General features: G+C 32.6%; 1 protein-coding gene. It reads right to left on the reverse strand.

The genetic code is table 11. The annotated features are described in order from the left end of the window. Positions 1–439: 439 nt before the first annotated feature. Positions 440–619 (reverse strand): TrmH family RNA methyltransferase (locus tag HZY83_RS05910; RefSeq protein ID WP_305038423.1); only part of this gene is annotated, 180 nt, incomplete at its 5' end.

The raw sequence follows: 619 nt of genomic DNA on the forward strand, positions 1-619 counted from the left end.
CAACGAGAGCTTGTTGTTTTAATTCCGCCATCGTATCATTTTGAGTCATGACCGAACTCCTCCTTTTAATGCCACTATTTTATTTTTTGAAAATGAAAACTCAAATACTTCAACATCAAAAAAGCTTTCACCCCATATCGAACTGGGACGAAAGCTTTCCGTGGTACCACCCAAATTTATGCCTAAGCATACACTTGTATATCTATTGATAACGGAATGACAATTCCGACTTAAATTTCTTTAAGTAACCAAAAAGATGAACAAAATTATTTCAAGTTGGAATAACTTTCAGTCACGGTTATTCTCCCTTTTCGACTTTCTAAATAATTTACGTCTTTTTATCGGTTGATCATTTAATTGTTTCAGTGATGTATAGCTAATGAATACTTCATTTTTTAATAAATTCATCAACTATTATAGCCGAAATTTGAACAAAGGGTCAACCTTTCAACTGGTAGAGTAATATACTACCTGCAATAGCAACATTTAAACTCTCAGCTTTACCATAAATGGGTATGATAAGATTTTGTGTTGTTTGTTGTAATAATTCTTGGTTTACACCTTCACCTTCGTTGCCTAATAATAAAGCAAATCGTGATTGAGCCTCTATCTCTTTAAA

Source organism: Gemella sp. GH3 (genome assembly GCF_013415425.1).
In the GTDB taxonomy this organism is placed as follows: domain Bacteria; phylum Bacillota; class Bacilli; order Staphylococcales; family Gemellaceae; genus Gemelliphila.